Genomic DNA, 24,465 nt, shown 5'->3' on the forward strand with positions numbered 1-24,465 from the left:
CGACCCAGCGTCAGACGCCGTCACCCCACACCGATCGACCGATGCCCGCCCGGCCGGGTGAACCGTGGACCGACGACCCTTACGTCCATGCCCTGCGCACCGCCCGCGGCCCGCTGTACCTGCGCCGCCTGACGCCGCCTGCCGACGGGGGAGCAGAGCTGCTGCCGCTGGACGTGGAGCGCTGGTGTGCCCCGCCCGACGCCGCGGACACGAGTGTCCTGCGCCGCTGCATCGGCCCTGTACTGGACGTCGGCTGCGGCCCCGGCCGCATGGTGGCCGCTCTGGCGGCGTGGGGGATGCCGGCGCTCGGCGTGGACGTCAGCCCCGCTGCCGTGGCCCGGACCCGGCGACACGGCGGAACCGCTCTGCGGCGGTCCGTCTTCGACCGCATGCCCAGGGAAGGCCGTTGGCGCACCCTCCTGCTGCTCGACGGCAACATCGGCATTGGCGGCGACCCCGAGGCCCTGCTCAGGCGCCTGCGTGCCCTCGTCGCCCCAGGCGGGTGCCTGGTGGCCGAAGCGGCTGCACACGACGTGGACGAGCGCCTCACCGTCCGCGTCGAGGACGGTGAGGGGCGCCACGGCCGCCCCTTCCCATGGGCTCGCCTGGGGACCACCGCGCTGGCGTACGCCGCCGAGTCGGCAGGCTGGATCCTGACCGGCCGTTGGACGGCTGACGGACGCCCCTTCCTGGAACTCCACAGCCCAGGACCGCGGTATCAGGACGACGCTCACCTGGACGCCGGAAGGCCTGACCAGCCATGACCGACACCGCCGCCCCGCACGAGCGGGCCTTCGTTGCGTCCGCGCAGCCGCCGTCCTCCCGGCGTACTTCGTCGACGGGCCGCGCGTCGGCCCGGATCCGTGTCCCCATCACCGTCGTACTCCTCGCGGCGCTCACCGCCACGGTCGTCGACACGCTCCGTGCGGGCGACAACCACAGTGCTCCCGGACGTCTGCTGATCGGATACGCGATTTCCTGGGCTCTGTTCGCAGCCGCAGTGTGGACCGTTCGAAAGGTACGAGGGCGCACCGCAACCGTCCTGGTGCTGACCGGTGCGGCCGCCGTCGCGGTGGCGGCGCTCGCCACCCCACCGCGCACCAGCGACGACATGTTCCGCTACGCCTGGGACGGCAGGGTCCAGGCCGCCGGAATCTCGCCGTACGCACACCCTCCGGCAGCCCCCGAAGTCTCGCGGCTGCGCGACAACTGGCTTTTCCCGCCCAACAGTTCCTGCACCGCCTGGGGCCTTCACCGCACCGACAGCGGCCTGTGCATCCGCATCAACCGGCCCACCGTCCCCACCATTTACCCGCCCGTCGCCGAGGAGTGGTACCTCGCCGTTCACGCCCTCTCCCCACCGGACAGCCGTCACAAGCCACTTCAAGTAGGCGGAGCCGTTCTGGCGTTCGGTACCACAGTCGCCCTGCTCCTCGTGCTGCGCCGACGCGGCGACCCGCAGAGGGCACCGGCGCGGGCGGCGCTGTGGGCGTGGTGCCCGGCGGTGCCCTTCGAAGCGGTGAACAACGCACACATCGACACCCTCGGGGTCCTTCTCCTGGTCCTGGCGCTGGGCACCAGCACGGCAGGAACCCGCCGCGGAGCACTGCTGGGTGCCGCGATCGCGGTGAAGATCCTCCCCGTGCTCGCCCTGCCGGGAGCGCTGGCGGGACAGCGCAGCCCGAAGCGCGTCCTGCGCGTCGCATCGGCCGCCGTCGGCACGGTCGCGCTCGCCTACCTGCCGTACGTCATCGCTTCGGGCAGCGGCGTGCTCGGCTATCTGCCCGGCTACCTCCACGAGGAGGGCTACGAACCCGGCACCGTCCGTCGCTTCGCCCTGCTGCGACTGCTGCTGCCGGACTCGGCTGCCGGACCGGCCGCGGCGGTACTGCTGGTGCTGACGGCGCTGTACGTGTGGCGCCGCGGAGACCCGGACCGCCCCTGGAGCGGTGCCCTGCTGGTCATCGGGACCGCACTGCTGCTGTTCTCGCCCAGCTACCCCTGGTACTCGCTGCTCATCGTTGCCCTCGTAGCCCTGGACGGCCGCTGGGAATGGCTGGCCGTCACACTCGCCGGCACGATCCTCTACCTCGGCGGGCGGCTGTGGCCGGGGTTCCCCTTGCAGGCATGGGCCTATGGCGGCGCCGCTCTCACTGTGGCGCTGGGTTTCTGCCTGAGAGGTGTGAGGGCAAGACGCGGCGAGCGCAACGACCGTGCGTTCCAACGGACAGTGCTCAGGCCGGCCTTCCGTGGCCATGGCGCCGGCAGCCCACGAAGCTGATGTCCGAGTCGTCGACGCCGTGCTCCTTCACGAAGTGTCGCCCAAGGGCTGTGGGCGGGCCGTTCTTGTCGGCGACGAAGGGGCTGAACCGCCCAGGTGGCGGGTCGGCCCGCGGCACGGCGGTCAGGACGTGCCGCCGCGGCGACTTGTCCGTCGTGATGTTTGCCCTGCTGCCGAAGGCGGCAGGGCCGGTGCTCGACCGGTTTGCCGAGCTCGACGGGCTGGTGGCGGTCGAAGCCCACTCCTGTGTACGGGAGTCAAGGCGCCCGGACTGCTCGACGGTGTCCCGCCGGATGCACAGCCGTACGTGCGCCGACTGGCTGAAATGCCCGCGGGGGACGCCGGGTGGCGGTGAAGATGACGGTGCGACGGTTCTTCTGTGACGCCGCCGGCTGTCTGCGGCGGACGCTCGTCGAGCAAGTTGAGGGCCTGACCGGCCGGTAAGCCCGTGCCGGGCTAGGAGTGGTGAAGAGACCTACTGATCTACTGGCCGAGACGACACGTCGCCCACAAGCGCTGCGGCAGACGCAGTTCTGCCTGGACCGACTACCGCGGCACACTCATCGGTGGTGCGGCTGATCGGTGTCGTGGCATGGGTCAGCAGCTCGCCGAGGCGGGCAGGTCGCCGTACTCGTTGCCCTTGAGGTAGACGGCGCTGACGTAGCCCTCGGCGAGCTTCACCCAGACCCTGTTGGTGAAGCCGTAGTCGCTGACGGGCTCACCGAACTCCCAGCAATAGGCGCCGCGCGGCTGACCCGCCGCCACGGTACCAACCGTGCAGAACGCACGGGCCGGCCCCGAGCGGACGTTGACGGTCTCGTACGGCACGACTGCATACGGCGCGGCCATGACGCGGGCGGCACGACCCGGATCCCGCGGCACCCCCAGGCTGCCGCGACCGCCCTCGTTCGCGCCGAACGCCTCCCTTCCGAGGCGGACGCCGAACCGGGACTCTTCAGCAGCTACCCGGCCGGCGCCCTGCACCACCAGCGCGCCCAGGCCCTCGCCACCCTCAACGAGGATGGTCTGAGGTTGCGGTTCAGTGGCGACGACTGGATTGGCCTTGGCCCTCGGGGGCAGGGGGAGGTGGCGGGCGCTGATCGCCACATGCCTCATAGCGGTGGGCGAAGTAGCTTTGAAGTCGGGCGTGGCGGAACTGGTAAACCGCTCCGGCCTGACGCAGCATCCCCCGCCGATGGGCGTCGTCGATGAATGCGATCAGCGCCCAGGGCAGCCGTCCGGTCATCGGCAACCAGATCCGTGAAAGGATCAACCATCGTCCCCAGGCATCCATACTGAGCCTGACTACGACCCCCCACACGAACCCGCCCACGAGCGCGTTCGCGAGCCCTCCCAGCGACCCGAATGCGAGCCCGAACGCCAGCCAGCCCACGAAGGACTGGAAGACCGCGGTTTTGCGGTTGGCCGTCAACAGCTCTGAGGGGCTGACCGCGATTTTGATGTCGGTGGGGGTTTGGAGCGCGAACGCAATCCCGAACACCAGTCCGACGACGAGGCCGACGGGGAACCAGGTCCAGAGGAGGGCCCACATCACGTCCATGGGCCCGAACGCGCGCCAGTCTATGACCTGGCTCGCCAGCACGCCCGCGAGTCCGCTCGCGAGCCCGATGACGAGCCAGGCCGCCCATCCGAAGAACACCCCATCCGCGAGCTGCTCCAAGGCTTCTCTTGCCCGGCCGCGGATGTGCAGCTGGATGCGTGAGGGCTCGCCCCCTTGGGACCGGAGCCCGAACCGGAGCCCCAAGGAGAGCCCGGCCACCAGCCCTCCCGCGAGTCCGCTCACGAGCCCGTACACGAGCCAGGCACGCACGCCCCCGCTGAACGGAAACGCGAGTCCGATCACCCCGTCCCAGCCCAGGTGCGCGCGTGCGAGGACGAATCCGATCAGGAGCCCGTTCGCCAGCGCGTTCGCCAGCGCGGCGGCGAGCCCGAACGCGAGTCCGCCCACGAGCATCCGTGTCGTGCGGGTGATGGTGTTGCCCAGTTGCCACCAGGCAAGGTCTTTGGTGCCGAGCCGGTCCAGGTGCCAGGCGAGGTAGCCGAGCCAGTGTTGGACGCGGTCGGGGTCCCAGCTTCGGTAGCCGTGGTGGCCGGAGCGCTGGTCGAGGGGCGGGTGCTGGTAGACGGCGGAGGTGAACGCGCCAAGGAGATGATCTTCCAGGTCCCGGGCGGTGCCGAACTGATGGGTGTCGAGAAGATCGGCGGGGTCCCGGTCCGGGGTGTCGCTGTAGATCGTGCGGGCAAGGACGACCATCAACGGGGTGGACAGGACTGCGGTGAGGTTGGCCTCTGCCGGGTTGCTCGGATGTTTGCGCAAGCGGGCCAGGACCGGGTCCCACATCGTCGCGGTGGCGGTGGCGGTGGCGGTGGCGGTGGCGGTGGCGGTGGCGGTGGCGGTTTTGCGGGTGGTGCGAGGCAGATAGTCGGCCAGGTCGGCCCAGGTGAGGTCGTCCAGTTCGATGGCGGCCGCGGCGGTCAGGACGTCGACGGCTGCGACGGCGGCGGCGTACTCGTCGGGACGGCTGGTCAGCAGCAGCGGCATCCCGGTGGCGTTCAGCGCTTCCAGTGCAGCACGGTGCAGCCCGTCGGCAATCTCATCAAACCCGTCCAGCACGGGCAGGATGCGGCCGAGCTCGACCAAGGCGGCGGCCAGACTCGATCCGGTAGGGCCGGGCGCGGCGAGACCGGGGTGGTCGCGCAGGAGTTGGTCGGTCAGCCAGTCCCGCAGCGAGGTGGTGGCTGGGTTCCACGACCCGAGGCTGAAGATCACCGGTACGAGATCGGTGCTGGTGCGGACGTCAAGGAGGTCGAGGACGAACCGCAGGGTCAGCACGGTTTTGCCCGAGCCGCCCCGGCCCAGGACCACCAGCCGTCCCGACGGTAGTTGCTGGTGGACGTCGACGACCCGGTCCAGGCGGCCGGTCAGGGCCAAGGGACCAACGGTGACCCCGGCTGCGCCACGGCGGATATTGGCCCAGTGATCTGTCAGGGCCTCGGGTGCCAGGTGCCACCGCACCGGCAGCGGGAACGGGTCATGTATCCGCTGCCGTTCCTCCTCACGCCGCCACTGCGCTTCGACCGCCTGGGCAAGCTGGTCGGCCGCTCCCGTCAAGCGCTGGTTCTCCCTCAGCGCACGGGTGGCCGAACCCTCCCGCCAGGCGGGCTGGGACGCCGGCGCCCCGTAGTTGATGGTGACGTCGCCCATCACGCGGCCGACGAAGGTGCCTGAGCCGTGGTTGTGCTGGTCACCGGCTTCCCGGCTTTGTCCGTCAGTCACCGGGAGCTGTCGTGGTTGATGGTGAGGCCGCCGAGCACGTCGCCGGCGATGAACGTTCCCGATCCCTCATTGCGCTGTACTTGCACGGTGGGGGCAGCGGACGGCGAAGTCGCCAGAGAACGCAGCTCTGCAAGGACCTCTGGGCGGCGTTCCGCGTGGGCTGCGAGGAGTGACGCCAAGGCGATACGGAGGTCGTCGTCGGCGACTCCCCGCGACAGTGCCGCCCGTGCCGCATCGCGCTCGTCCTGGGTGCCGTGCCGAAAGAGGCGGTCAACCGTCGTACGAGCGCGGCCCCATCCCAGGCGAACAGCGTCGGCGAGAATCGTTGCCGCGGCACCGGTGGCGATGGCGAGCAGTTCGGCATCAGGCATGACCGCATGATGCCAGTCCATCAACTCCCCTGTGGGGCCTTCACGTTGGCTAGGGAAAGCTGTAAACCAATGGGGCAATGCCAAGCCTGCCGCCTCGCGGACCCGGACCGGCGCACTCACAGCTGGGTGCCCATGGCGGCGGATCCCTATCCTGCTCGGACCTCAGCCTTCACCACGTCCATGCCCGGGCCCGCGCACCAACTTGTGTACCTGTCGTCGATTCCGGATCGCCATCCTCCAACGAGACGCCAGCAGACTGTTCCGCTTCGGCGTGCAGCGAACAGTGGGCTTGGCCAGCCCGGCGGCCACCGCCCCCAGCAAGGCGCGCTGGCCAGCGGCGAGAGGGTCGGCTGAGGGGTCGACGAACCTGGTCAACGGAGGCAGTTTGCGACCGGCCGAGCGGGCGGCAAGGCGCTTCCCCCGCCCGGTCATGATCCTTTGGGAGATAAGGCGCGCTTCGGCGATCAGGCCGCCGAGCGCGCCCCAACTCGCAGCTTCGACTACATGCACCTGCGCCGCCACCCGGCGAGAACTTGTCCGGCCTCGCGCGGACTCGTTGGCTCAGTGTGTGCCAGAACGGAAGCTGGAGGGTCTGGTCTTCCAACGACCAGACCCTCTGTTGTGGCGCGTAGTTCAGTGGACGTTAAGTGTTGCGGGACAGCACGTTGTTGACAGGCGAACCGGCTTCCGGGCGGTCTGCGCGCTCGCGGGCGTCGACGAGTTCGTCCCAGTGCTCGGCGGTCCAGGCGTAGACGTCCAGGAGAACGGCGAGGAGGCTTTGTCCGAGTGGGGTGAGGCAGTAGCCAGGGGACTCGGCGTCGGTGTCTCGGGTGATGAATCCGTCGCGGTCGAGTGACCGCAGTGCTCGGGTGAGCTCTTTCGGGCTCGTTCTCGGTAGCGCCCTGCGCAGCTCGCTGAACGGCTGAGTTCCCTCGCCGAGCAGGCGCATGACCAACGGCGCCCACTTGTTCTGCATCCGAATCGGCAACATCGAGGAGGGACACAGTTCGTCGAACGTCTCGGGCGAGATCCGGTTCATGGTCCAAGGGTAGGTACCCAATCGGTAACCGGGTGCCTGTCTAGCGTCGAGCGCATGACGAAAATCGTGATCTTCGGGGCAGGTGGCAGGACCGGAAGTACCGCGGTGGCCGAGGCGAGCGCACGAGGCCACCACGTGACCCCCTTGAGAAGTGCTGACGCAGACATCACCGACCCGCAAGCGGTGGCACGGGCCGCGTTGGGGCACCATGTCGCGATCGCGGCCGTGGCGCCCGCTGAGGCTGACCCGAGAGCCTTCTTCCGGGCCGCGGCACACGGCTTGGTGACCGGTCTGCAGAACGCGGGGTTGCCCGGCTGGTCTGGGTGGGCATCGCCTCTCTGCTGCCCGGTGCATCCGGGGTCCCGGCCGTCGACACCGACGATTTTCCCGCGGAGTACCGGCCGTTCTCGCTGGGGCACCGTACTGCGCTGGAGGCAATCAAGGCGTCCGGCCTGCAGTGGACAGCAGTGAGCCCTGCGGGAGACTTCGCCCCGGGCACGTCGCCCGCCGACGGATACACCCTCACCGAGGTCGGGGATCTGACCACGCGCATCAGCCGCGCTGACCATGCCCGTGCCCTGGTCGACATGGCTGAGCGGGCCGACCTGCGTCGACAGCATCTCGGGGTGATCCCGCTGTCCGCCTGCGCGAAGGCATCCATTGCTGGTGGGGGCAGACAACTGTGACCCACCGCAACGCGCCCCTTTCGCCGGAGGGCCGCCGTCGCCTGATCGGACGCTGCGCGAGTCGGCCGATCGCCCGCGTCGCAGCGGAGATGGTGATCTCACGGGCGTGCGCGTCCACGTGGGTGAACCGCTATCGCCGCTACGGTTAGCTCGGCCTGCTGGACGGCTCGTCGCGGTAGAGGGTGTAGTCGGGGTCTGTCGGTTTCCGGGGGTGCCGACACGGATTTCCGGCGCGGCTGCGCTCCTGTGCGAGCGCGACGAGACGTGCGCCGCGGAACGAGCTATGCACCCTCGTTGTCACCGCGCAGGGAATGGATCATGCTCTGCAGGATCCGGAACGCGTCTGACTGCTCGGTCTCGGTCAGGCCGGCCAGCATTCTGGTCTCGATGGACCGGACGGCTGCGCTCGCCTTCTCGAGGCTTCGTCGGCCGCGAGGCGTGAGCCGAGTGGGAAGCGCCTTCCCGACGGGTGCCGCCGCAGGCCTGGTCACGTAGCCGTCTCGTTCCAGGGCCTGGAGCAGCACGTTCATCGTCTGCCGTGTCACGAACGCGCCGCGCGCGAGCTCGGAGTTCGACAAGCCCGGTCGTTGCGCCAGCAGCTCGAGGCAGGAGTAGTGCGTCACGCTCATCCCGAGCGGCCGCAGTACTTCCTCCATGGCCGCGCGGAGGGCGCTCGACGCTTCTTTGAGCAGGTAGCCCAGTGACGTCTCCAGGTCGACGCCGACACCTTCTTGACTCATGTCAGCATTCTGACATAGCTTGCCGCGTGTCAGAAAACTGACACGAAAAGAAGGAGCGTCCTCATGCCCGCCACCGGCCCCGACTTCATCTCGCTGCAAGTGCGCGACCTTGACGCGTCGCAGGCGTTCTACGAGCAGTACCTGGGCCTCGTCCGCTCGCCGGCCGGACCTCCGCACGCCGTCGTCTTCGAGACGAAGCCGATCGCGTTCGCACTCCGCGACGTCATTCCCGGCACCGACCTCGCATCCGTCGCTCAGCCCGGCATCGGTGCCGCGATATGGCTCCACGCCACCGACGTCCAGGACATCCATGACGCGCTCGTCGCCGACGGCCGCACCATCGTCTCCGCACCGATCGACGGCCCCTTCGGTCGAACCTTCACCTTCGCCGACCCCGACGGCTACCAGGTCACGCTCCATGACCGCGCTTGATCGGTCCAACGCCACCGGCCGATCATCAGTGTGACGCCATCTTCTGCCTCACTGACCTGACGACGTTCTGCCGGCTGGAGGACCTCGGCTTCGAAGGGGTCGGCCAACAGCTGCATCCCGACCACGCCGTGTTGCTCTGCCGAGTGGTCGACCCTGATGAGGCTCCGACGCGTCAGGCCCGGCATATCGGATCAGCATGCCGCGCGGTCTAGGCTGGGCCGAAATCCACTGTCAGGCCGGGCTCGAAAGATCGCTAAATGGGGTCGAACACCGCTGCCGACCAGCGACTTGACACCCTGACCAGCCGCGAACGCGAGGTCATGCGGCTGATTGCTGCCGGGCGCACCAACGGTGAGATCGCCACGCAGTTGGTGGTCTCCCCGCTGACCGCGAAGACCCAGGTCAGCCGCATCATGGCCGAACTCGGCGCCCGGGACAGGTCTCAAGTCGTGGTCCTGGCCCACGAGTACCGCATGGTCAGCCCCGGTTTGCTCAAGGACTGACACCACGCCTGCCGCCAACCGCCCAGGGGCACCTGCAGGTTCATCGCTCGTCGCGCATGAGAGTGCGTTCTCATTCCGTCGCGCGGACCGCAGGAAGACGGCGCGTCTGCGTAGCGAGTGGCAGAAGTGCCACGTCGCTGAGACGCCACGGGGCAGCTGCCCAGACTGGCACACCACGAACCTGGAGAAGAACATCACGCCGGTCTACGCCCCCAGCGTCGGGCTGACGCCGCAGACCGACAGCACCGACCGGCTCACGGGCCAGTACATCCGGTACTGGGACGACACCACGAAGACGTCGTGGCTGTGGAACGCCGAGAAGAAGGTGTTCCTGTCGACGGAGGACGAGCAGGGCATCGACGCGGTCACCGATCTGGTCAAGTCGACCGGGGCGGGCGGCGTGATGATGTGGGAGCTCGGCGGCGACTACGCCTGCCCGGCGGACGTCCAGCCGGACACCCCGTGCGGGATGGGGTACACGCTGACCACCCGGCTGAACGAGAAGCTGGAACCGTGCCCCTGCACGCTGGAAAACCAACTGAACGGGAAAGACGAGCCAGGCTCGCAAGCGGTGACGTGCGCATCGGCGACCAGTAGAACTGGTACCGGTTCAGCTCTGGTTCCCCAGCAGGGTTGTTGACTTCAGGTTCGCCTGGGGCGCTGCCGGCGAGATCGCGCCCGGTGTGCAGGTCGGGTCCTGGAGCGGTTCGCCGTGCTCGTGAGCTCGGGGAGGTTGTGGGGAGCGGCTACGTCGCCGGGTCATCAGTGCCGTGACGCCGACGAAGCCAGCCGCCCAGCACACTCGCCGTCGAGCCGAGTGAGTCACGGGCGGGAGGTCGGCACAAGCCCAGGATGAGGAACCGGCAAAGCCGCAGGCGAGACCTCGGCTGACCGGCGTACGCGGGCGCACAGGCCGAGTCGTTGAATTTGTCGACTGTGCTTCAAGCAGCGTGCTACGCGCCTTGCTGCGCGGAACAGACGGGGGAGATCCTTTCGATTACGTGCTGAGCCAGGACACGGCCTCCCGGCCGGACATGGCGCACGAAACCCCTTCGACGCGCTTCCGCAGCTCCGTTGCACTCCGCCCGGAGCCGCAGCGCCGTGCTGGGTGAACAGCCCTGAGCTGAAAGCGCCGGAGATACCCCATGTCCAACCCGCAACCGGCAACCGACGCGGCCGCCATGGCCCAAACTGCGCGAGACGACTCGGTGTGCATTCCGCCGGTGTGGTGCCCGATCGCACCACGAATCAGTCCCTACGCCGCGCAGATCGAGGACGGCATCCACCAGTGGCTCTCACGGTTCGGGCTGGAACAGCAGACACGCCAGCGAGCCCTGGCGACCCTGTCCGGGGAATGGGCCGCACGAGTCGCGCCAGACGGCGCTGTCGAACGTCTCCAGATCTTCGCCGACTGGGTCTGCCTCGCCTTCGTCCTCGACGACTACTACGTCGACAGCGGTCCGATCATGGACCGGCCGGACCTGTACAACCCCATGGCCGCACGCATGCTGGTCCGCCTGCTTCAGCCCGACGTCCCTGTACTGGATGACAACCCGTTCAGCGAACCGTTCGGCGACATCGTCGCCCGCTTCCAACAGGTCGCCTCACCGCTCGTGTTCCACATGTGGCTCCAAGGTCACGCCCTGTGGCTCATGGGAAGCGCCTGCTCGGTCAGTGACCGCCGCGCCGGCCGCATTCGAAGCTTGGACGACCATCTGCTCATCGGCCCGCTCGACAAGGCCGAAACGGTCACCACCGCGATGATCGAGGTGGCCGAAGGTACCGAACTGCCTGCTCACGAGCGAAACCGGCGCGAGGTCCGCGCGCTGCAGCAGTCAACCAACATCCTGATCACCGGTTACAACGACATCGCCTCCTACCGGCACGAGATCCATCAGCAATCACCGGAGTCGAACCTCGTACACATCATCCAGACGCATCACGACCTGACCGGGCAGCAGGCCATGACCGCCACGGTGGCCCTCCTCAACCACGTCATGCGCTTCTTTCTCACCCTCCGCCGCCAGCTCACCCCCACGGCCGGCCCAGAATTGCTTCGGTTCATGGACCAGCTCGGACACAAGATCCGCGGCAATATCGACTGGCAGCGCACGGTACCCCGCTACACCACCGTCCTCGACGTCCCTGACAGCGGCAGCGCGCACCCGCACCTGCTCACCGCACGCGCAGGCAAGCCCCTCTACGACTTCACCGACGCTCCGGAAGGAGACGAGTTCTCCCTCCCCGCGTCTATCGGCTGGTGGTCGGACCTCATCACCGGAATTTGAAAGGTCATGCCTCTGCTCCTGGTCCCCGGGTGCAGGTTGGCTCGCGTAGCTGCCACGAGCTGTTGCCTGGGTGTTCGCGGAGGCCGCGTGGCGGGGTGAGGGCGAGGACCCGGGCGGTAGGTGTGCCGGGCCTTCGGCAGTCGTCGCAGAGTTCGACCCCGCCGAACTTGCGGTTGCTTCGGCGCGGTAGGAGGTGCGGTGGCGGCAGTTCGGGCAGGGCGGGGTGTCGGCGCGTTCCACACGGGCTGCCCCTCCGAACTCGGACAGCGGAACGCCCGCTTCACCGGTCCACGCACACGCACACGGCCCGTCGGCAGCGTGCATGTCAGCCGCTGCAACATCCGGTCCACGAAGACCAACAACAGGATGCCCCGGTCGCCAGGCAGGCGATGGCGCCCAGGTAAGTGGCGACACGCAGTCCGTTGTGCTTCTCCTGTACGTCGGCCGCCTTCCTCGGCAAGAAGGTGTGTTCGAGTCGGCCGAAGTTCTTGCGGGAAGCCAGTCCGACGACTTCAGGGGCGGGGCGCTGGACCTGGCCGTCGTCAGCGACTACCCGTCCGGTCTGCCGTCGGCCGACGGTGTCACGACGACCGTGCTGTGCGAGGACGAGCTGTTCGTGGCTCTCCCACGCGAACACCGCCTGGCCGGAGCCGAGGCGGTCGATCTGTGTGAACTGCACGACGAGGCTTGGCTCCACAGCGCGTACGGCGATCGTCCCACGATGCTCGCCGACGCCTGCGCGCGGGCGGCCTTCACGCCCAGGAAGATCATCCGGATCGCGGAGTGGACGGCGAAGTTCGGCTACGCGGCCGCCGGGTTGGGAGTGGCACTGGTTCCCTCGCCGGCCGCACGGGCGGTCCCGACGAACTCGTCCTGTGCCGCCTCACCGACCCGGCCCTGCGCGTCCATGTGGCGCTGCCTGCTGCCGCGCTGCCGGCGGCACTGGAACGGCAGGGTCTGCTGCGCGACGCCGTTGACTGAACCGTCTCCGAGCGGTCAGGTGGGGTGCGAAGTGGTCCCTCGATCTGGTTTCGGAGACCGGCGGGGGAGGGCACCGGGCAGAGCTCGCCGGTCACAGGCTTCGTGTGCGGCCCTGCGACTGCCTCTGCGGGGCGGATGCGAGGGCTTGACGGAGACTGACGAACCTCACCGGGCCTCGCGAATGCCGCAGCGGGCCAGCGCCTCGGCGACCTCGCGTGTACGCGGGTGGTCGCTGCCCTGGACACGGATCAAGTCGGCCAGCAGCGAGGTGAGAAGCGTGGCTGCCCCGCCACTGTCGCCCGAGACTTCCAGGAGTTCGGCGCGTTGCTGGCGGGTCCGCAGCGCACGTGGGTGGTCGGGGCCGAGCACGCTGTCGACCCTGGGCTGGAGGTCGGCCAACTCTGCGAGCGCCGTGGCCGTCGCGCCGGCGAGGCCGCGCCAGTAGCTCAGGTTCACGCGGTAGGTGAGAGTGGTCGGATGGTCGGCGCCGAGCGCGCGCTCGGCGTCCTCGGCCGCGGCGGTGAACTCCTCGACAGCGAGCGTGCGTTCGCCTGCCAGGCCCCGCCAGTACGCGAGGTTGTGCCGGGCGATGAGGGTGTCCCGATGGAGGCGGCCCACGGCGGACTCCAGTCGTGCCACCGCCCGCAGGTAGATGTCGACCGCTGCATGAGCGTCGCCCGCCTCGCCGGTCCACCTGCCCAGGTCGGCGAGGGCGCTCAGGGTGAGCAGATGTCCAGGGCCGTGCCGCTGTTCCAGCACCTCGACGAGGGAGGCGCAGGCGTCCCGCGCGCCGATGACATCGCCGGCCAGGCCACGGCAGAGAGCAGCGTGGCTCCGCGCGTCGATCACCAGGGCATGGGCCGTGCCGAGTACGGCGGCTGCCTGGCCGGCGAGTTCGGTGAAGTCGTTCAGGGCGGCGGCCACAGCACCCTCTTCCATCCGGAAGCGGGCCTCATACAGCCGTACCGTCAGGGTGTCCGGGTCCTTCGGGCCCAGGATCCGCTCGGCTTCACGCCGGATGCGCTCCAGCGATGTGCGTGCCGACACCGCGTCCCCCAGCTCGCCGACGGCCAGGGCGACCCGGCACCGCAGGTACAGGACATCGGGGTGCTCGTCCCCGAGGCGGGTCCGCGCCGGCTTCAGCAGCTCCTGGCAGACGTCCCGCGCCGCCGCGTCACGGCCGAGTCCGGCCAGATAGGGGCCGATTCGGCGCAGGACAGGGTGCATGCGCCCGTCCCACAGCAGGTCACCGCCCGTCGTACGGCGCAGAAATTCGACGCTGCGGTACAGGGCGGCCTCCGTCTCAGGCTCGTTTGCGCACTCCGCCGTGGACGACCAGAGCTCTTCGACCGCGTCGGCGGCTGCCACCGCCAGGCGCGCTCGGACCTGCTCCGGCACGCTCTCGCGCGCCGCGCGCTGCACGAGGGCGTGTACGTCGACCGAGGCAGGTGTGCGGGACGGGTCGTGGGTCACCAGGCTGAGCCGGTGCAGAGCGCGCAGTGAGAGGAGCACGGCCCGTTCGCCGGGCTGCGCCGGGCTGCGGCCTGTGTCGCCGTGGTCGTCCGCTCCTTGCACGATCCACCGGCGGGCCGCCGTCGTGTGCAACACCGCTTCCGTGATGCCGTCCGGTGCGAGCATCGACAGGAGTTCCAGGGTGGCCCTGGCGCTTCCGGCGGGCGCGAGAGTCTCCGCCCGGTCCAGGGCGAGCTGCCAGACGGTGGCCACGGTTTCGTCGTGTTCGTCGGCCGGGGAGGTCGCCGGCAACAGATCGGAGAGCGTCTGCCGTTGGTCCTCCACGAGTTGACGGTACGTGGTCAGGGGCAACTCGGTGTCGATGAGGAACGCCGCCGCCTGGGACAGCGCGAGCGGGAAATGGCCGAGCGCGTCCGCCAACGCACGCAGTTCCCCTTCGTCGTCCCCGACTTCGTCGGCCGTGAGCCGTGAGCGGAGGTAGTCGGCGGCCTCCTTGGGCGCGAAGGTTCCGACCTGCACGATCCGGGAGGACGAACGGATCAGCGCCGCGTCTCGCCGACGGGTCGTGACCATGCTCTTGCCGTGGTCCCCGGTCGGCCGGATGCCTCGCAGGTCCGCCGGTTCGTCGACGTCGTCCAGGACGACCAGCCAGGGCCGCGTCGTCGAACGCAGCCAGGCCAAAAAGAGGTCGGCCTGGGTCTCGTCGTCCCAACCGCTTCCACCTTCCCCGCCGGTGACCACCCGCCACGCGCGCGCGTACGCCGTGAACACGGACTGGCGGGACGAGGCGGGTACCCACACCCGTACCCCGCGGGGCTGCCGGAACCGGTGGAAGGCGGCCGCGGCGAGTTGCGACTTTCCCACTCCGCCCGCCCCCGTGAGGACGATCTCCCGGACTGCGTCGTCCCGCAGCGCGACGTCGATCGCACTCGACAGAGCCGCCCGCTCCCGCAACGAGGCCGCGTCGCTCGGCGGCCGCCCGATGACCACCTCGTCCGCGGTGTCTCCGGCCCGGTCGGCGGCGATACGCGGTGCGGGCACCGCAGGGGAGCGGGCCTCGTACGCCGCGCGCCACAGCCGCTCCCAACCAGCGATCGAGGACGGCGGACCAGCGGTGCCCGCCAGCGACTCGACGGCGCGCACGAGGGCGACCACGGCATGGAAGTCACGAGGCACCGACCGCCCGCTCAGCCACTCACCGAGGCGGCGGGCGTTGACGCTGACGCGACGCCCGGACGGCAGCGCCGTGCGGCTCGCTCGCCGGGCCAGCACCTCGTCCGACAGATCCGGCACGTGGCGCCGAAGTCGCGTCAGCGCAGCAGCGAACGCCGCTCTCGGCGGCTGCTCCGACTCCGGGGGCTCCGGCTCTTCCATCTCAGCAACTCTAGGCGGAACGCCGGGATCAAGGGACCGGTTCCCTCCTCCCGGTCCGGCCCGGTCCGGGGACTTTCCGTACCGTTCCCCCGCCCGCTCCGACCTGCCCCGATGCCGCCCGGGGGAGATTGCGCGCAGAGGGCCGGGTCGGTGGCCGATTACGGTGCCGCTCCATCGGATCCGACACGACGGAGGCAGCGACATGGCGCAGGAACAGACGGGCAGCAACCTCGGCGGTTGGAGGGCACTGGTCCTCATCGGGGTCCTCGGCAACGCCGTCGGCCTCATCGGCGGTGCACCGGTCATCACCCTCGTCGCAGCCCCAGTCGCGATCATCGGACTTATCGGTCTGATGTCGGCACGGCGCAAGCAGCGGCCGTAGCGAGCAACACAAGCGAGCAACACAGCGGAGAACCGAGCGGGGGATTCTGGATCGATCACGACATCGGTGCGCCGCACATCCGTCCTGACGGGGGAAGAAGATGCTTGCGTTCTCGGGGCTGGGGTGTCTGCCCATCGCGCTGCTGGGTGCCTTGTCGGTCATCTGGTTCCGCATCATCGACGCGCGAGGTGGCGACTGGGCGACCGCCTGCCTCGTCGCCGTTCCGTTCGCCCTTGTGCTCGGTCTGGTCGACCTGGTGGCGGCCGAGTCTCTCAACCGCGCACCGGACCCGGGCCGGTTGCCGGAAGGCGATGAAACGGTATGGACCTCCCGGCATCGGGCAGGCGGAACGCCTCTGCAGTGCTTCTCGCCGTACTTCTTGGCGGCGGCCGGTCTCTTCTGCGTCGGCTGGACGATCCAGTGGGTGCACTGGGGCGACACCGCGCCGAGGCCATCACCATCGCCGAGCGCGGCAGGTTCGCGGGTGCTCGACGCTGGGCCTTCCGAGATCGCCTGCCGGCTCTCGCCGGGCGCTGGAAGCCCGCCCCCGTGCAACGCCTGTACATCACACCGGCCGAGGTGTTGAACAGCCCGTCCCAGGCCGGACTCCGCGACCCTTTCGCCGTGATGTCCGGCATCCATGGAGGCGTGAGATTCACGATCGCGGACGCCTTCGAGCCCGAACCCTTCGCGCCCTTCCGGGCCTGGCAGCAGCACCATGTGACCGTCTGCGCCGTGCACTTGGACACCGCCTTCCGGTCCCTTCGGGTCGCACTGCGCGGCAGGCCCGGCCGACGCACCCGATACCCCCTCGAAGTTGAAACCCTGCGGCCCGACTTCGCCGAGGCACTGGTCACCGAGGAGACCATGGAGGCGATGCTGGCCGCGGAGACGATGGAGTGGTCCATCCAGGGACGGGACGTCCTCACCGTGCTCAGGGACCACCCGGCCGACACACAGGACGGCTCAACCGGGGATCAGCCGGCCGACTACGACCTCGATGCCGTCCGCGCGATCGAACGGCTCACCTCCCTCATCGCCAGGCTGCCGACCAATCTCGCCCCATGGGCTCACGACGCCCTACCGGGCCTGCCACTGGAGGATTGAAACGGCGAAGCCCCCAGGGGCTGAAGACGACGCGGCTGTCGGGGAGTAGAAGGTCTCCTCCTCGCCTTTGTCGGTGCGGACGGGCACCGTCCCCGCGCCCGCGAGGACGGTCCCACGATCATGCCCGAGTTCGGTGCTTGGCCGCGGTCACCATTCGACGGGGAGTGACACCAGGCCGTACACGGTGGCGAACCTTCGGAACGGGATCTCCTCGAAGGGGACGGCGAGCCGTAGTCCGGGCAGGCGGCGGAGCAGCGCGGGGAAGGCGCGGCGCATTTCTGTGCGGGCCAGGGGCGCGCCGAGGCAGAAGTGGATGCCGTGGCCGAACGCCAGGTGGTGGTCGGCGTCGCGAGTGATGTCGAACCGGTCGGGGTCGGCGTACAGGCCCGGGTCGCGGTTGGCGGTGGACAGCGAGAGCATCACGTGGTCACCGGCTTTGATCAGTTGTCCGCCGAGTTCGATGTCCTGGGTGGCGGTGCGGACCAGTCCGGTCTGGGCCACGGAGAGGTAGCGGAGCATTTCCTCCACGGCGGGGTTCACCGCGTCCGGCTCGTCGCGTACGGCGTGCAGGGTGTCCGGGTTCGTCAGCAGCAGGAGTGTGCCGAGGCTGAGCATGTTGGCGGTGGTGTCGTGCCCGGCCAGCAGCAGGAGGTTGGTGATTCCGGTGAGTTCCGTGTCGGTGAGCTCTGCGCCGTGCTCCCGGATCAGCCCGCCGAGGATGGTGTCGTCGGGGTTCTCACGCTGACGTGCCACCAGTGACGCGATGTACTCCCACATCGGCGCGAAGGTGTTGACGAGCTCGTCCTGGTCCAGTGTCTGGTCGAAGGCGTGGTGGGCGCGGCGCTGGAAGTCGGCGCGCTCGTCCTGCGGCACTCCGATCATCTCGCAGATCACCAGGGACGGGATGGGCAGTGCGAAGGAGGTGACGAGGTCGGTCGGGGGACCGGCTGCTTCGATGGCGTCGACCCGTTGGCGGACTATCTCGGCGACACGCTCGCCCAGCAGGTTCATCCGGCGGGCCGAGAACGCGGAGGTGACCATGCGGCGCAGCCGGGTGTGTTCCGGGGGGTCGTAGCCGAGGAAGCTGCCTGGCTGGCGTGCCGGGCTTGCGATGGCCGCGGGGCCGGTGGCTTTGGGCCTGATGAGGGTGCGAGGGGTGAGGGCGGTGCTGAACCGCCTGTCGCTGAGCACTTGGCGGGCGTCGGCGTGCCGGGTGACCAGCCACACGGGTTCACCGTTGGGGGCGAGTTGTCGTGTGAGGCTTTCCTCCTCGCGCAGGCGGAGCAATTCTTGAACGGGGTCGAAGGGCCTGGGGTGCTCGCGCCGGTAGGCAAGCGGCACGGGTGCGGCGCCGGTCGCGGTGTGATCGGCCATGGCGGGAATCCATTCGGTGCGTGAGTGGCTGAGGGGCGGGTATGGAGCGGTATCTCGCGGGCGGCACGCTCTGGCCTCAGGGCTGGTCCAAGCTGCGGGTGTACTTCACTCCCCGGCTGGCCGAGATCAAGCCGCTGGTCGATGCCTGTCGCCCGGTGCTGGAGGGGTGTGACTTCGTCGCGCCGATTCGCGACGAGTGGCTGCACGAGACCGTGGCGGTGGTCCAGGACCGGCCCGCTTCCTCGGTGACGGCCGAGGAGTTCGCGCGGTTCGAGTCCGTTTTGCGGCAGCGGCTCGGCGGACTTCCCGCCTTCACGGTGACCGCCGGGGGCGCGCTCGCCAGCCGCCACGGGGCCATGCTCGACCTCACTCCGGACGCCGAGTTCGTCGAACTTCAGCGGCGCGCCCGGTCGGCCGTCGCGGAGGTGTTCGGCGACGAAGCGGCCCGCTACGACGGCGGCCGTCCGCACATCGCCTTCGCCTACGGCAGCGGGCCCGGCGACTCGGGGCTGCTGCAGGGCCGGCTGCGCAACGCCACCGACCTGCGGGTACGGCTCACCGTGGACGAGGTACGGATCGTCGAGGCCGTCCAGGATCCACGGCGCGACGAGATCCGCTGGCAAGAGCGGGCGTCGGTGCCGCTGAAGGCCGGGCAGACGACGGTGGATGGGAATCCGTTCGATGTGGCCGTGTTCCTCGACCGGCCGCTCACCGCGCGGGTCGCGACGCACGGTCCGACCGTGCGGCCGATGTGGTACCTCTTCGAGGACCGGGTGTTCTGGTTTCTTACCGGTCCCTCGACATCGCTCAGGGACCGGGTGCGCGCCGAACCTGCCATCGCGGTCGTGGTGGACGTGTGCGACCTCGACACCGAGGAGATCAGGTACGTGTACGTGCGGGGACGCGCCGACGTCCTGCCGTACGACGTCGACAGGGTTCGCCGACTGCTCTGCCGCTATTTCGGCCCCGACGAGTCCCGCTGGGACGGGAACGTGGTACGGCGCTATCTGCGTGATGCCCCCCACGATGACCGGTTCGCCATGATCCGGCTTCAGCCGGCCCGTTGGACCGTCCGGGAGATCGACCATGACCGTAACCGCCGCTGAGCGCCACCTCGATGACATCACGGCTCACTCAGTACATGGCCCAGCGCGAGGAGGGCGTACGCGTCGGCCAGCACCGGAAGGTCATGCGGGAGCGGACGCGGGCCTGCCGAGTCGGGGATGGAGGTGAATCCACCGTCGCACTGCTGCTGGGAGATCAGCCACGTCAGGCCGTCACGGGGTACGGACGGTGGCACGGGACCGCAGCAGGTGAGCGCGAGCAGGGAGTAGGAGGTGCTCAGTACGTCGCTGGGCTCGCCCCTGCGCTGCCCCCAGCCTCCGTCCGCGTTCTGCGCACCCACGAGGTAGTCCCGGGCGAGTGCGGCCGCGCGGTCGATTCCTGCCCGCAGCCCTGCCGGTGGTTCGGACGGGTAGTGGTGCAGCGCGAAGAGTGCGCGGAAAATGGCATTGGCCTCGGCGAGGCTCCAGCCCCGTTCGAACGTCCCGTCCGGTCGTTGCTTGGCAAGCAGAAACCTCACGGCGGCGTCCAGAACCTGTGCGCATGCATCCCGCGCGGGAGTCAGGGCGCTGATGGCACTGCCGGTGACCCCGACCTCGGAGTCGTCGCCTCGCCGGTACGTGCCGAACCCACCGTCCGGGTTGGCCAGTCCCAGCAGGTACCGCTCGGCCCGAGCGATGTGCGGCGCGAAGCGCACCGGGTGCGCCGCGCGCAGGAACTCCAGGCAGTACGGGCTGCAGTCGGCGTCGCTCTGCCGTACCCGTGGCGCGTACGGCCAACCGCCGTCATCGCCCTGGTGCAGGGCCAGGAACTGCCCCATGCACACCAGCACTTCACGCTCGGCTCCCGCTCCGGCCAGCGCGAGCCCGCTCACGGCCGTGCCGAACGGCTCCCAGCCGGCGATGAAGGGAAAACCGCCGTCCGGGTTCTGACAGCGCAGCAAAGTCTCTATACCGCGGTGAATGAGCGGAGCATCGGGCTGTACGCGGCGTGCGGCGAGCAGGGCCACCAGATGCGCGAAGACATCCGCCTCGAACACACTCCGGTCGCTCCCATGGGCAAGCTGGTCCATCAGGTAGGCACGGTCGGCCTCGGTGACCGCCTCCGGCTGTCCCTGCTGCCGCGCCCGCAGGATCCTCAGCGCGCACATCTCCAGGTTCACCCACGTCGCGTATACGTCGTAGCGGACGCCGGCGAGATCGAACCGCACGGCACTGTCGACCGTCCCCAGCTCGGTCAGGAGCGTGTGGAACATGAACCGCTTGCGCGCCGATGTGAAGTGGTCGAACGACTCGAAGACACCCAGCACGTCGGAGCCGTCGCCCCGCCCGCCGCCCAGGAGCGTGTCGATGAGCGCCGCCTCCAGGATCTGGACGGCATCGGCACGCCCATCCTGCGCGCCCAGCTCGGCGCGACGAGACTCGAGATACGTCACGATGCCGCGCTGCGTCCCGGCGAAGAGCCCCTCGGCCCGCAGCAGATGCAGCATCAGCGCCGACTCGAGAACCCGGCTGCCGCAGCGGTCGCGCACCGCCCCGTCACTGTCCACCCCGCCGATCACATGCTCCCGGAGCCGCACGAGACATTCACCGCCGAGATGAATCAGTCCGGGCTCGCATGACGCGCGTAAGGAGAGCGGGGCACCCGACGAGTCGGGCAGCCGCAGCGATGCCTTCAGCATGTAGCCACCTCTGATGAGTCGTGGAGCACGCGCGCCGTGATCTGTCGAAGCGGGTGGACCCGGCCTCACCAGAAACGACGCCAGAGCTGTCTTGGGAGTCCTTCCCGCTGAGATGACCGCATCAACGGGTTGGCGATTCACCGACGCCGAACTCCTGGGGCAACCAGACCCCTGGCAGGAACGGCTTCCCCGCTCCCGCACTGGCACGACAACCGCCCCACGGCAACGAGCTCCAGACCGTGCTCGGCAGCACGGGCTTGCCCAACAGCCCAGAGAAACAACATTCTTGTGCATACCGGGCATCGACGGTGCTGCACCTGCGGCACCGCGGGAGGCACGCCGTGGCAGAGGCAGCGAGGCCGGGTTACTTCTACGTTCAGCGCGCCGAGTTCCGCGACAAGAACGGTGTCTCCGAGCGCGGGACGGTGCACCGGTGGGAGTCCGTCGGTCCCGCCGGACCAACGTTCTTCGGGCGTGACGAGGGAGGCAGAATCGTCATGGCCCGCCGATCCGCCAGCCAGCAGGCACGGGGGCACGTCGTGACCCGGCCTCCTGACCGACCGGCCCCGAGCAGTTGCTCACCGAGCCGTATCGGCGGGCGGACGAGGCGATCGGCGCCGGTCTGACCAATGCCGAGCCGCGCGATGCCCAGGCGGGCGGGTTACTCCACGCGGTGGCCATGAATCCCTGTAGCTCTCCTGACCTGGTCGGGGCGGTGTTCCATGCGGCGTCCGGTATCCCGGGCACGGAAGCGAGCCGCGACCTCACCGACCCTTACGGTCGGCCCGCCGTCGCGGTCGGCGGGCCGACCGCCTGGGCGGCAGCAACACGCTGCTGCTCGCTCCCGATACCCGGGCCTTCCTCGGCTGGGTCCTCCACCACCTCGACGGACCTGACATGGCCTGGGAGGTTCACGGCTGGACGGTCATCGTGCGCGCCGAAGCGGTCGACGAGCCGGGCTCAATTCCATGGGCAGGGGGCCTGCCACGCAACTCGGTGGGAGCCTGCAACGCCGACCGCGGGCCGCCGCCTGGTGGCCGACTGTGATGCTCAGAGGGCCTCGGCGCCGCGCCCCTTCGTGGACCATCGGGCCGCATGCCACGTCCTCCTGATGCGCGGCCTGTGCCGGGCGGGGGCTGCGCGAGGGAGAGCAGAGGACGGATGACGGCTGAAACGATCGGTGTCGCGCTGGCGGTATTGGTGGTCCTGGTGAGTTTGTGGGCCGGCGCCCGGGAGGTACGGCTGCAGATACGGCTGAGCCTGATGGGGATCTGCTCACCCTGTGCTGAAGATGGCCCCGGAGTTGCTCGCCTTGATTCCTTGGGCATGCAAGTGCTGATCTGCGGGTTGCCGAACTTGAGGCCTGGCTGTTGGTCGGGTGGCTGGGTGGGCACGAGGGCTGGGACGGGGGCGGGCCGGGGGTGGGTGGGTCTCTCCCGTGGGCGGGAACAGGTGGTGTGGGAGCGGGTTCAGGGTTCGATGGCGAGGTGTTCGATGAGGTCGTCGCGCAGCGTGAATCGATAGCGGAGATCGATGGTGCCGCCGGGGAAGTTGCCTTCGAGGTGGTGTGTGGCGATGTAGTGAGCCGTGTCTGCCTGCTGGGCATTCGTGAGGTGGATGGTGTAGGTGAATTCGGTGGCGGATCGGTCCAGCCACCGCTCGATCGCGGCGGTTCCCTGGTAGGTGTTGCCGTCGTCGATCACTGTGGCGTCGTCGGTGAACGTCGTGACCGCGGTGGCGGTGTCGTGGACGCGGTGCGCCGTGAGGTAGCGGGTGATCACCTCGGGCAGGTCGTCCGGGGTGATGGTCCGGGGCTGGTTGTCGTGCATGACGCTCCTGACGGTGGTGGCGGGTTCAGACGGTGGGGGTGGTGCCGCCGTCGATGACGTATTCGGCGCCGACGATGGCCGAGGCGCGCTCGGAGACGAGGAAGGCGACGAGCTCGGCGACCTCCTCGGGCCGGTTGGGACGGCCGAGCGGGATGCCTCCCAGGGAGTCCATCAGCCGGTCCAGCGCCGCCTCCTGGCTGATGCCGGCGTCGTGGGCGATCCGGGTGACGAGCTTGTCGGCGGCCGAGGTCTGGACGAAGCCGGGCGCGACGGTGTTGACGCGAACGCCGAGCGGGGCGACCTGGTTGGCCAGGCCCTTGCTGTAGGCGGTCAGGGCGGCCTTGGCGGAGGCGTAGGCCAGGGTGCCGTTCCACAGCGGCATGCGGCGCTGGATCGAGGTGACGTGCACGACCGCGCCCTTGCCCGTGGCGATCATGTGCGGGAGGAGTGCGCGGTCCAGGCGGACGGCGGCCAGCAGGTTCGTGTTCAGCTCCCTTGCCCAGTCGTCCTCTCCGAGCGCGGCGAATCCTCCTGCTGGTGCCTCGGAGCCGCCGAGGGTGTTGACCAGGATGTCGACGCCTCCCATACGGGCGTCCACCTCGGAGGCGACGTGGGCGGCGCCCTGGGCGGTGGACAGGTCGGCGGCGATGAACGTCTTCTCCTCGACGTCGTCGGGGCGGCTGCGGGCGGTGATCAACACGGCCGCGCCGGCCTCGGCTAGCCGTCGGGCGATCGCGGCTCCGGTGCCCTTGGTGCCGCCGGTGACCAGAGCACGGCGGCCTTCGAGGGATTCGCTGATGGATGTGGTCACGTCGTGCTCCGTTCCCTGGCACGTGTATGCGAGGCCGCTCCCGTCTCGACTGCTAAAATAGAAGCTACTAACTTCGATATTAGCAGTAACTGAGAGGATGGTCGCCGTGGCGAGCCGCATCAGGCTGGAGGACCGGGAGTGCCCGCTGTCCACGACGGTGGAACACGTCGGCGAATGGTGGACACTACTGATCCTCCACGACGCCTTCGACGGCTACACCCGCTTCGACCAGTTCCAGGAGAGCCTGGGCATCTCCTCCAGCATGCTCACCACCCGGCTGAAGACCCTGGTCGCCGACGGTCTGCTGGAGCGCCGGCCCTACCAGACCAGCCCCCTCCGGCATGAGTACGTCCTGACCGAACTCGGCCGCTCCCTGCGCCCGGTGATCATCGCCCTCGCCGCGTGGGGCAACTCCCGTCTCACGCCGACGGAGCGCAGCATGATCCTCGTCGACGCTCACACCGGCGAGGAAGTCGAGCCCGTCGTCGTCGACGCCAAAACCGGCCGCCGACTCGACGACAGCGCCGCCTACGTCTTCACCGCAGGCCCCGCAGCCAGCGACGCGATGCGCACGCGCTACGCGGCACGGCCGGCCATTCCCGCGGAAGAGGCATAAGTCCGCCCGGAGGACTTCCGCCGACGTCCGCCACGACCCGCAGGCCGCTCCGGCAGTCGCCGACGCGCCCACCGCCGCCGTCTCCGCCCGCGGACCGGGCCGGTCCGCCGAGACCACCAGAGCGGCGAGCAGGGTCG

21 protein-coding genes and 3 pseudogenes are annotated in these 24,465 nt (G+C 69.3%); 14 read left to right on the forward strand and 10 right to left on the reverse strand.

The annotated features are described in order from the left end of the window. Positions 1-41: 41 nt before the first annotated feature. Complete coding sequence (locus ACWDAG_RS36275; protein WP_450699804.1) at positions 42-764, forward strand: methyltransferase domain-containing protein; 723 nt, start codon at positions 42-44, stop codon at positions 762-764. Continuing rightward, positions 761-2,281, forward strand: a complete 1,521-nt coding sequence (locus ACWDAG_RS36280) for a glycosyltransferase 87 family protein (RefSeq protein WP_450699805.1) — start codon at positions 761-763, stop codon at positions 2,279-2,281. The genes ACWDAG_RS36275 and ACWDAG_RS36280 overlap by 4 nt, the downstream gene beginning before the upstream one ends. Before the next feature lie 597 nt (positions 2,282-2,878). Here ACWDAG_RS36280 and ACWDAG_RS36285 read toward each other — a convergent pair. The 4 genes from ACWDAG_RS36285 to ACWDAG_RS36300 all read right to left on the reverse strand — a co-directional run bounded on the left by ACWDAG_RS36285 (position 2,879) and on the right by ACWDAG_RS36300 (position 6,989). Beyond that, complete coding sequence (locus tag ACWDAG_RS36285) at positions 2,879-3,388, reverse strand: hypothetical protein (RefSeq protein WP_450699876.1); 510 nt, start codon at positions 3,386-3,388, stop codon at positions 2,879-2,881. Further along, positions 3,321-5,579: an NACHT domain-containing protein gene (locus ACWDAG_RS36290; protein WP_450699806.1), complete on the reverse strand. Its 2,259-nt coding sequence runs from the start codon at positions 5,577-5,579 to the stop codon at positions 3,321-3,323. The genes ACWDAG_RS36285 and ACWDAG_RS36290 overlap by 68 nt, the downstream gene beginning before the upstream one ends. Next, on the reverse strand, positions 5,576-5,950 hold the full coding sequence (locus ACWDAG_RS36295) for a hypothetical protein (RefSeq protein ID WP_450699807.1): 375 nt from the start codon (positions 5,948-5,950) through the stop codon (positions 5,576-5,578). The genes ACWDAG_RS36290 and ACWDAG_RS36295 overlap by 4 nt, the downstream gene beginning before the upstream one ends. A 643-nt stretch (positions 5,951-6,593) precedes the next feature. Then, entirely contained in the window at positions 6,594-6,989 is a 396-nt protein-coding gene (locus ACWDAG_RS36300; protein WP_450699808.1) for a winged helix-turn-helix transcriptional regulator, read from the reverse strand. A 323-nt stretch (positions 6,990-7,312) separates the two neighbouring features. Between ACWDAG_RS36300 and ACWDAG_RS36305 the strand changes: the two genes are divergently transcribed. Together ACWDAG_RS36305 and ACWDAG_RS36310 are read left to right on the forward strand one after the other, a co-directional pair. After that, positions 7,313-7,675, forward strand: a complete 363-nt coding sequence (locus ACWDAG_RS36305; RefSeq protein WP_450699809.1) for an NAD(P)H-binding protein — start codon at positions 7,313-7,315, stop codon at positions 7,673-7,675. Further along, positions 7,672-7,821: pseudogene (locus ACWDAG_RS36310) on the forward strand (IS481 family transposase); the annotation flags it as partial. The gene ACWDAG_RS36305 and the pseudogene ACWDAG_RS36310, both read left to right, overlap by 4 nt. A gap of 135 nt (positions 7,822-7,956) precedes the next feature. Here the strand turns inward: ACWDAG_RS36310 and ACWDAG_RS36315 are convergent. After that, positions 7,957-8,415 (reverse strand): MarR family winged helix-turn-helix transcriptional regulator, encoded by a 459-nt coding sequence (locus ACWDAG_RS36315; RefSeq protein WP_450699810.1) that lies wholly within the window; start codon positions 8,413-8,415, stop codon positions 7,957-7,959. A 63-nt stretch (positions 8,416-8,478) separates the two neighbouring features. On the opposite strand from ACWDAG_RS36315, the gene ACWDAG_RS36320 reads away from it, so the two are divergent. The 5 genes and pseudogenes from ACWDAG_RS36320 to ACWDAG_RS36340 all read left to right on the forward strand — a co-directional run. Then, the gene (locus ACWDAG_RS36320) at positions 8,479-8,847 is read left to right on the forward strand and encodes a VOC family protein (RefSeq protein WP_450699811.1); all 369 of its coding nucleotides are present in this window, start codon (positions 8,479-8,481) and stop codon (positions 8,845-8,847) included. 278 nt (positions 8,848-9,125) lie between these two features. Continuing rightward, positions 9,126-9,350, forward strand: a pseudogene (locus ACWDAG_RS36325) (LuxR C-terminal-related transcriptional regulator); the annotation flags it as partial. A 223-nt stretch (positions 9,351-9,573) separates the two neighbouring features. Further along, entirely contained in the window at positions 9,574-9,990 is a 417-nt protein-coding gene (locus ACWDAG_RS36330) for a glycosyl hydrolase family 18 protein (RefSeq protein WP_450699875.1), read from the forward strand. A gap of 505 nt (positions 9,991-10,495) precedes the next feature. Further along, complete coding sequence (locus tag ACWDAG_RS36335; protein ID WP_450699812.1) at positions 10,496-11,638, forward strand: terpene synthase family protein; 1,143 nt, start codon at positions 10,496-10,498, stop codon at positions 11,636-11,638. Between the two features lie 517 nt (positions 11,639-12,155). Further along, positions 12,156-12,619, forward strand: a pseudogene (locus ACWDAG_RS36340) (LysR substrate-binding domain-containing protein); the annotation flags it as partial. Positions 12,620-12,784: 165 nt separating this feature from the next. On the opposite strand, the gene ACWDAG_RS36345 reads toward ACWDAG_RS36340, so the two are convergent. Further along, positions 12,785-15,466 (reverse strand): NB-ARC domain-containing protein, encoded by a 2,682-nt coding sequence (locus tag ACWDAG_RS36345; protein WP_450699813.1) that lies wholly within the window; start codon positions 15,464-15,466, stop codon positions 12,785-12,787. A gap of 202 nt (positions 15,467-15,668) precedes the next feature. Here ACWDAG_RS36345 and ACWDAG_RS36350 point away from each other — a divergent pair, with 202 nt between their 5' ends. From ACWDAG_RS36350 to ACWDAG_RS36360, 3 genes are all read left to right on the forward strand, one after another. After that, positions 15,669-15,848 carry a hypothetical protein gene (locus ACWDAG_RS36350; RefSeq protein WP_450699814.1) on the forward strand — a complete coding sequence of 60 codons (180 nt, stop codon included), beginning with the start codon at positions 15,669-15,671 and terminating at the stop codon, positions 15,846-15,848. A 100-nt stretch (positions 15,849-15,948) separates the two neighbouring features. Further along, positions 15,949-16,434: a hypothetical protein gene (locus ACWDAG_RS36355; protein WP_450699815.1), complete on the forward strand. Its 486-nt coding sequence runs from the start codon at positions 15,949-15,951 to the stop codon at positions 16,432-16,434. A gap of 62 nt (positions 16,435-16,496) precedes the next feature. Continuing rightward, positions 16,497-16,955, forward strand: a complete 459-nt coding sequence (locus tag ACWDAG_RS36360; protein WP_450699816.1) for a hypothetical protein — start codon at positions 16,497-16,499, stop codon at positions 16,953-16,955. Between the two features lie 147 nt (positions 16,956-17,102). Here the strand turns inward: ACWDAG_RS36360 and ACWDAG_RS36365 are convergent, their stop codons facing one another. Then, positions 17,103-18,329: a cytochrome P450 gene (locus tag ACWDAG_RS36365; protein WP_450699817.1), complete on the reverse strand. Its 1,227-nt coding sequence runs from the start codon at positions 18,327-18,329 to the stop codon at positions 17,103-17,105. Between the two features lie 41 nt (positions 18,330-18,370). Between ACWDAG_RS36365 and ACWDAG_RS36370 the strand changes: the two genes are divergently transcribed. After that, on the forward strand, positions 18,371-19,435 hold the full coding sequence (locus tag ACWDAG_RS36370; protein WP_450699818.1) for a 2'-5' RNA ligase family protein: 1,065 nt from the start codon (positions 18,371-18,373) through the stop codon (positions 19,433-19,435). A gap of 17 nt (positions 19,436-19,452) precedes the next feature. Here ACWDAG_RS36370 and ACWDAG_RS36375 read toward each other — a convergent pair whose 3' ends face one another. The 3 genes from ACWDAG_RS36375 to ACWDAG_RS36385 form a co-directional block, all read right to left on the reverse strand. Beyond that, positions 19,453-21,072, reverse strand: a complete 1,620-nt coding sequence (locus tag ACWDAG_RS36375; RefSeq protein WP_450699819.1) for a prenyltransferase/squalene oxidase repeat-containing protein — start codon at positions 21,070-21,072, stop codon at positions 19,453-19,455. 1,469 nt (positions 21,073-22,541) lie between these two features. After that, positions 22,542-22,901: a nuclear transport factor 2 family protein gene (locus ACWDAG_RS36380; protein WP_450699820.1), complete on the reverse strand. Its 360-nt coding sequence runs from the start codon at positions 22,899-22,901 to the stop codon at positions 22,542-22,544. A 25-nt stretch (positions 22,902-22,926) separates the two neighbouring features. Then, entirely contained in the window at positions 22,927-23,712 is a 786-nt protein-coding gene (locus tag ACWDAG_RS36385; protein ID WP_450699821.1) for an SDR family oxidoreductase, read from the reverse strand. 97 nt (positions 23,713-23,809) lie between these two features. On the opposite strand from ACWDAG_RS36385, the gene ACWDAG_RS36390 reads away from it, so the two are divergent. Continuing rightward, positions 23,810-24,328: a winged helix-turn-helix transcriptional regulator gene (locus tag ACWDAG_RS36390; RefSeq protein ID WP_450699822.1), complete on the forward strand. Its 519-nt coding sequence runs from the start codon at positions 23,810-23,812 to the stop codon at positions 24,326-24,328. The last annotated feature ends 137 nt before the right edge of the window (positions 24,329-24,465 follow it).

Source organism: Streptomyces sp. NPDC001157 (assembly GCF_053598255.1).